Source organism: Luedemannella flava, assembly GCF_039528515.1.
GTDB classification, from domain to species: Bacteria; Actinomycetota; Actinomycetes; order Mycobacteriales; family Micromonosporaceae; genus Luedemannella; species Luedemannella flava.
In genome coordinates this window covers 22,560-29,971 of sequence record NZ_BAAALT010000130.1, presented here as the reverse complement: position 1 = coordinate 29,971, position 7,412 = coordinate 22,560, and the positions used below count along the sequence as shown (strand labels likewise).

Below are 7,412 nucleotides of genomic sequence, written 5' to 3'. Positions count from 1 at the left end.
CGCGACGCGCGCGCGGGTCGCTCCCCGACGGCGCGCGTCGCGCTGACCGTCAGCTGCCGAGGGTACGGGCGAGAAAGGCGAGCTGTTCGCGCTGCTGGTGGGTCTGGCCGCCCTCGTGCCCGTTGTAGGGCCACACGGAGATCTCCTTGGCCCCCGCGTAGTGGTGGTGCGCCGCGAAGACCGTCGACGGCGGGCACACCCCGTCCATGAGCGCCACGCTGAACAGCGCGGTCGCCCGGGCACGGGCGGCGTGGTTCACGCCGTCCACGTAGGACAGTGTGGTGAACGTCTCCTCCACCCGGTCGCGCTGGATCCGCAGATAGTTCACCAGCTCCTGGTACGGGTACGCGTCGCTGATATCGAGCGCCCGCCGCCAGTGGCACAGGAACGGCACGTCGATAAGCGCGGCGCTCACGTCGGGCACGAGGCCGGCCGCGGCCAGCGCGAGGCCGCCGCCCTGGCTGCCGCCGGCGACCGCGACCCGGTCGGGGTCGACCAGCGGATGGGCGCGCAGCGCGTCCACGGCCCGGGCCGCGTCGGTCATGAGGCGCCGGTAGTAGTACGTACGGGCCTCGCGCACGCCGCGCGTCATCACGCCGGGGAAGGCCGGGTCGATCGGCCCGTGCGGGTCGTCCGGGGTGTCGCCGAACTGGTACCCGCTGCCCTGTCCCCGGGTGTCCATGACCAGGTTGGCGTACCCGGCGCAGGCCAGGAGCAGCCAGTCGTGCGGCAGGGCCCGGCCGCCGCCGTAGCCGATGTAGCTGACCACGCCGGGCAGGCGCCGCCCGGCGGCGGTCGCGCCGGCCGGCACGAGGAACCAGCCCTTGATCGGGTCGCCGGCGAAGCCGGGGAAGGTCACGTCGTACACCTCGACCGCGACGAGGCCGGCGTCGTACGGGGTGAAGACGGCACCCCCCTCGTGCGCGCGGGCTTCTTTCAGGGTCGCCGCCCAGAACTCGTCGAAGTCGGCCGGCTCCTCCCGCTCGGGCGCGTACTCCCGCAGGTCCGCGAGCGACATGTCCGACAGCGGCATAACAAGATCCTCTCTGCGCGATGAGGGCAACCTATCGGCCGCGCGCGCCGAGCTCAGTGGCGCACGTCACACCGATTTCCGTATTTATTTCGATACCGTGCGTGACCAGCGGCGGAGCAGGCCGGGTGCACAGCGATCGGAATGGAACCCGCCGGGCCCACTCGGACTCGCATCCGCGTGGGTGCGACCACCGACGGCGTCCACTGGGCAGGACGCGACGCCTGGATCACGACATATCCCCTGCTCTGCAGGGGTTTATGACGATCAGCCGGGTTGGTCGCATCCCGGCGTTCACACGAGTGGCTCAGCAGGGACACCGTGCCGTAGCGCAGGACCCCGACCATTACCCTGGGCTGCGGGGAGCAGACAGGCACGGCCGCCGGGGGCCGCGCCGAGCGGGAAGGGGGACGGCAATGACGAACGGGCGCTCCCGCTCGTCCGGCCGGCCCACCCTCGACCAGGTCGCCGCCAGGGCGGGCGTCGCGCGGGCCACCGCGTCGCGCGTGCTCAACGGATCCGCCCAGGTCAGCGACGCCTCCCGGGAGCTCGTCGAGCAGGCCGCGGCCGACCTGGGATACATCCCCAACGTCGCCGCCCGGTCGCTCGTGACGCACCGCACCGACTCCATCGCCCTCGTGGCCTTCGAGCCCGAGCGCCGCGTCTTCGGCGACCCGTGGTTCGCCCGGGTCATCCGGGGCGTGTCCGGCGTGCTCGGCAGCACCGACCTGCACCTGTGGATCGCGTTCGCGCAGTCCGCCGCCGAGCGGGCCCGCATCGGCTACTACCTCACCGGCGACCACGTCGACGGCGTCCTGCTGCTGTCGCTGCACCACAGCGACCCGTTGCCGCACGTCCTGTCGCAGCGCGGCCTGCCCACCGTGGTGGCCGGCCGCTCGCTCACCGCCGAGGCGTCGGCCGCCGGCTACACGCACACCGGCCCCGACCTCACCAACTACGTGGACATCGACGACGCGGGCGGGGCGCGGCTCGCGGTGCGTCACCTGCTCGCCACCGGCCGGCGCCGGATCGCCATGATCGCCGGCCCGCAGCACCTCGGCTTCTGCGTCGCCCGCCTGCGCGGCTACCGGGAGGCGCTCGCCCAGGCGCGCATCCCCCTCGACCCCGACCTCGTGGCGTACGGCGACCTCAGCGACGACAGCGGCGCCCTCGCGGCGCGACGCCTGCTGGAGACGCGACCCGACATCGACGGCATCGTCGCCGGCTCGGACGCCATGGCGGCGGGGGCGCTGCGCGGGCTGCGCGGCTGGCGCTCCGTGCCCGAGCAGGTCTCCGTCGTCGGCTTCGACAACTCCCTGCTCGCCCAGCACACCGTGCCGGCGCTGACCACCGTCGACGTGCCGGCCGAGGAGATGGGCCGGCAGATGGCGTCCGTGCTCATCGACGCCATCGCCGGCGCGGCCCCGATCGGCATCGTGCTGGACACCCACCTGATCCGAAGGCATTCCGCGTAGGGCTCAGCGCGGCAGCCGGCCGGCGTCGTTGACGCAGCGCAGCACCGGGGCCGAGGTCAGCTCCGCCGCGGCGGCCGTGGTCAGCCCCGTGACCTGGAACCGAATGGTCTCCCCCGGCAGCAGGGTCACCAGCGCCTCGTCCACCGTGGCGGCCGGGTCGACCCGGTCGGGCTGCAGCACGAGGTCGCGCAGCAGGGTCCGGGCCGTGACCGTGACCGTGACGCCGCCCTCCGCCGGGGTCACCTCGGCCGCGAAGTCCGGCGCCGGGTAGTCGATGTCGCGGTCCTCGGCGAAGAACCACAGCGCCCGCCGCCACTGGCCGCACGACGCGACGAGCAGCTCGCGGGCCGGGTCGCCGGCGGCCGCCAGCCGCTCCGGCACGGTCACGAGGTGCACCGAGCGCGGCGGTACGCGCACGCTCTCCACGTGCGTAGCCAGCGGCTCGCCCGTCAGCGACCGGCGCACCAGGGTCACGTCGGCCGGCCACGGCGTGGCCGCGTCGTTGACGACGGCGACGACGAGCCCGTCGCCGCGCGGCTGGACGGTGAGCAACCGGTCGGCGTACACGCGGCGCAGCGCGTACCAGAGGGGTTTGCGGCGGCCGTCGCCGTCGACGGCGGCCCACGAGGTCACCGGCCAGCAGTCGTTGAGCTGCCAGATCACCGTGCCGGTGCAGACCGGCCAGTGCGACCGGAAGTGCTCGACGCCCAGGGTGAGCGCCCGGGCCTGGTTGACCTGGGTGAGGTAGTGCCACTCGTCGAAGTCGGCGGCCGGGCCGAAGTGGTGGGCCAGGCCGCGCGCGAGCTTGCCGTTGCCGTCGTCGGCCTTCTGGTGGTGCAGGACGCCCGCCGAGTCCGGGGCCAGGGGGTCGTCGGAAACCGAACGGCGCAGGGTGGCGAAGGTGGGCGGGGCCTGGAAGCCGAACTCGGCGGCGAAGCGGGGCACGTAGTCGCGGTAGCCGGTGTAGTCACGGCGGTTCCACACGTCCCAGATGTGCTTGGTGCCGTAGCGGTCGTCGAGCGGGTCGCGGTCCATCGAGCCGCTGTAGGGCGACCCCGGCCAGTACGGGCGGGTCGGGTCGACCTCGGCGACGATCTTCGGCAACAGCTCGAGGTAGTAGCCGCGACCCCAGGTGCGGTCGTCGACGGCGGGCCGCCAGCCCCAGGAGTGCCAGCCCTCGATGTTCTCGTTGTTGCCGTTCCACAGCACCAGGCTCGGATGCGGCGCCAGGCGGGCGACCTGCTCGCGGGCCTCCGCCTCGACCTCGGTCGCGAGCGGCTCCTCCTCCGGGTAGGCCGCGCAGGCGAACAGGAAGTCCTGCCACACGAGCACCCCGGCGGCGTCGCACAGCTCGTAGAAGTCCTCACTCTCGTACAAACCGCCGCCCCAGACCCGCAGCAGGTTGAGGTTCGCGTCGGTGGCCTGCGCGATCCGCGCGGCGTAGCGGGCCCGGTCGACCCGCGTCGGGAAGCTGTCGTCGGGGATCCAGTTGGCGCCCTTGACCAGGACCGGCTCGCCGTTGACAACGATGGCGAACCGCTCGCCGATCTCGTCGGGCGCGGTGTCCAGCTCGACCGTGCGGAACCCGATCCGCCGCCCGAACGTGTCGAGCGGCACCTCGTCGGTGGTCGCCAGGGTCACCGTCAGCTCGTGCAGGGCCGGCTCGCCGTACCCCCGGGGAAACCAGCGGGCCGGCTGCGGCACGACCAGCTCGACCACCGCGCTGTCGGCGCCCTCGGTCACCTTGCCGGTGACCGAGAGCGCGCCGACCCGCGCGGTCACCAGCAGCGGCACGTCGGTGCCGACGCGGGCGACGTCGACGTGCACGTCCACCCGGCCGTTGCCGTCCGGGTCGAGGGTCACCAGGGGCCGGACCCGGTCGAACCGGGCGGTGCTGTAGCTGTGCAGCCCGATGGGCCGCCAGATGCCGGCCGTGACCAGGGTCGGGCCCCAGTCCCAGCCGAAGTTGCAGGCCATCTTGCGGATGAAGTTGAACGGCTGCGGGTACGCGTTGGGCAGCTCGCCCAACGCGTCCCGCACCCCCTCCGCGTACGTGTACGCCGAGGTGAAGGTGATGGCGATCGAGTTGTCCCCGGGACGCAGCAGGGCGGTCACGTCGAAGCGGTACGACCGGTGCTGGTTGCGCGTCGCGCCCACCACCGTGCCGTTGACCACCACCTCGGCGATCGTGTCCAGACCCGCGCAGACCAGCTCGACGCGCTCCCCGGCGGCGCCGGACCACGCGAACGTGGTCTCGTAGCGCCAGTCGGTGCGCCCGATCCAGGCCAGCTCCACCTCGTTGTCGTCGAGGTACGGGTCGGGGATGAGGTCCGCCGCCAGCAGGTCGGTGTGCACGCACCCGGGCACGGTGGCGGCAACCCCCGCCACCGGCACCGGCGTGCCGCCGACCGCGCTGAGCGTCCAGCCCTCGTGCAGGTCCCGGTAGGTCACTCGCTACTCCACTCGTACCGCGTCGATGTCGAACGTGCCGTTGCCGAACCACAGGTACACGGCCCGGACGTCGTTGATGTTGGCGTCACAGCCGGTGAAGACCGACAGGTCGGCGCTGACCGTGGTCGTGGTGTTCGCGTTGACCCACTGCCACGAGTTCGCCTGGCACCAGGTCCACGAGTTGCCGAGCTGCAGGACGATCTCGGTCGAGGTGCCCGCGTCGCCGGTCCTCAGGTCGAACGAGATCTTCGTCCGGCCCGACAGGTCCAGCGCCGGCGCCGGGGTGACGCCGAACCAGGCCCCGCCGTCCGCGGAGTTCGCGGTGACCCGCGCCCCGTGGGTGAAGTTGGTGGCGAAGTCCGACTGCTGGGTGACCGTGCCCGCGTCGGGCGTCCAGCTCGCCGGCGCCCAGCCGTCCGTGCCGTTCTCGAACGAGTAGATGACCCAGGCGGCGTTCGGGTCCGGCTTGACCTCGACCGTGATCGTGGCCGGGTTGGACACGTCGCCGTTGGTGGCGGTCGCGGTGTAGGTCGCGTACGCCTTGCCGGCGAAGCTCGCCGCCGGCGCGAACGTCACCTTGCCGGTGCTGTCCGCGGTGAACGTGCCGCCGGTGACCGTGACGGTGCTCTGGCGGCCGGCGGTGGCCGGATCGAGGTCCACCGAGTACGGCCTGATCCTGGCCTGGTACGCGATGTCGTTGGCGATCACGTTGAGCGTGGCCGACTGGCCGGACTCGACGGCCGTGGCGTCGTCGTCGGCGACCGGCGGGAACTGCGGCCAGATCTGGTTGGCGCCCATCGCCTTGGCGAGGTTGGTCTGCAGGATGCAGCCCGGGCTCGGGCAGTAGACGGTGAACCCGTCGTAGTCCGGGTACAGCGAGCCGCCGTCGCGCTGGTCGGCCAGCATCCAGTACAGCGCGCCGTTGCCGCCGTTGCGGGCGAACGCGTCCATCCACTCCTTGTAGACGTTCGCGCGGTCCGCCTTGTTCTTCCAGCCGTACTCGCCCATCATGACCGCCTTGCCCAGTTTACGGGCATCCTTCACGTGGTCGGTGATGTACTTCGTGCCCCACGCGCGCGTCTGCTGCCAGCCGTCCGGGTAGAGGTGGAACGACATGACGTCCACGGCCGGCAGCTTGGCCAACGCGATGGTGTCCACGCCGTCGTTGCAGTTGCGGATCCAGTCCGAGCTGCCCGGCTCGCAGTAGAAGCCCTCGTCGCCGACACTGACCAGGTGCCTGGCGTCGAGCGACTTGATGTAGCGGGTCATCTCGTCGGCCCACGTCGTGATGGTGGTGGTCGTGCAGTTGGCCGAACGCGGATAGACCTGGTGGCCGCCGCAGCGGGGCTCGTTGGCGAGCTCCCACGTCATCACCGTCGGGTCGTCCTTGTACCTGATCCCGGTGTAGGAGTTGACCCGGTTGAGCAGGCCGCTGATGTAGTCCTTGTACCAGCCCCTGATGGTGGCGTTGGTGTAGAAGTCGTCGTGGTACGACGCGCCGGCCCACCGCACGTACTGATCCATGCCGCCGAAGTCCGACCAGTTGTTGGTGAACGGCAGGACGATCTTCAGGCCGTTGAGCCGGGCCTTGTAGAGCACGTAGTCGAGCTTCTTGAGCCCGTTGTCGCCCTCGTTGAGCGCCGGGCGGCCGGCTGCGGCGTCCCAGTACTGCAGGTAGAAGCTCTTGTCGCCGCTGTGCACCGAGTCGGTGCCGCCCGGGGTGCCGATGTCGAACCAGCCCCACACGCGCAGCACCTGGAACTTCGCCGCCGCCGCCGAGTCGAGCAGCTCGTCGACCATGAACTGCGACGAGTAGTTCAGGTAGTAGTTGTTCGAGCCGGCGAACCGGAACGGCTTGTTGTTGAGGTACAGGTTGTAGCCCTTGCGGCTGACGAACTCCGACGGCTTCGCCGCCGGGAAGGCGGTCTGCGCCGACGCGGTCGTCGCCAGGACGACGCCGCCGGCGGCGAGCACCACCGCCACCGCTGCGGCTATCACCGTAGCTTTCTTGAACACCTGCGTGTCACTCCTTTGGCTAGGGGGTCAGCAGGTCGAGCAGGCGGCGGTCCACCAGGTAGCCGTCGTGCGGCTCGAAGTGGGCGCCCTCCCGACCGTGACCGACGACGCCGAACGGGCCCTCGAACTCCCACAGGGCCCAGCCCCACCGGAATTCCCTGAAGGCCGCCAGCAGGTCGGCGAACCATCGGACCGCCACATCGTCCGATGTGGCGGCGAAACATCCAAACTCCCCGATGTGAACGGAAACGCCCCGCGCCGCGACCTCACGCCACGGGGTACAGAACTCGCGCAGCCCCTGAAAGTCCCACCACCGGCCGTCGTAGGAGCAGGGGTAGGTCGGCTCGGGCAGACCCACGTCGTGGTCGAGCGCCTTGAGATCGGGATGCGCCGGGCGTTGTTGTCCGGCGCCTCGTCGTCCCGCCGGAACAGCCACTGGA

5 protein-coding genes are annotated in these 7,412 nt (G+C 71.4%); 1 reads left to right on the top strand and 4 read right to left on the bottom strand.

All coding sequences use genetic code 11. The annotated features are described in order from the left end of the window. Positions 1-49 precede the first annotated feature (49 nt). On the bottom strand, positions 50-1,033 hold the full coding sequence (locus ABD211_RS20815; RefSeq protein WP_344134426.1) for an acetylxylan esterase: 984 nt from the start codon (positions 1,031-1,033) through the stop codon (positions 50-52). A gap of 413 nt (positions 1,034-1,446) precedes the next feature. Between ABD211_RS20815 and ABD211_RS20810 the strand changes: the two genes are divergently transcribed. Beyond that, positions 1,447-2,505 (top strand): LacI family DNA-binding transcriptional regulator, encoded by a 1,059-nt coding sequence (locus ABD211_RS20810; RefSeq protein WP_344134424.1) that lies wholly within the window; start codon positions 1,447-1,449, stop codon positions 2,503-2,505. A gap of 3 nt (positions 2,506-2,508) precedes the next feature. Here the strand turns inward: ABD211_RS20810 and ABD211_RS20805 are convergent, their stop codons facing one another. From ABD211_RS20805 to ABD211_RS20795, 3 genes are read right to left on the bottom strand one after another with little or no spacing between them, the layout of a single operon-like run. Then, entirely contained in the window at positions 2,509-4,956 is a 2,448-nt protein-coding gene (locus ABD211_RS20805; RefSeq protein ID WP_344134421.1) for a glycoside hydrolase family 2 protein, read from the bottom strand. A gap of 3 nt (positions 4,957-4,959) precedes the next feature. Continuing rightward, entirely contained in the window at positions 4,960-6,972 is a 2,013-nt protein-coding gene (locus ABD211_RS20800; protein WP_344134418.1) for a glycoside hydrolase 5 family protein, read from the bottom strand. Positions 6,973-6,991: 19 nt separating this feature from the next. Next, entirely contained in the window at positions 6,992-7,408 is a 417-nt protein-coding gene (locus ABD211_RS20795; protein ID WP_344134415.1) for a hypothetical protein, read from the bottom strand. Between the last annotated feature and the right edge of the window lie 4 nt (positions 7,409-7,412).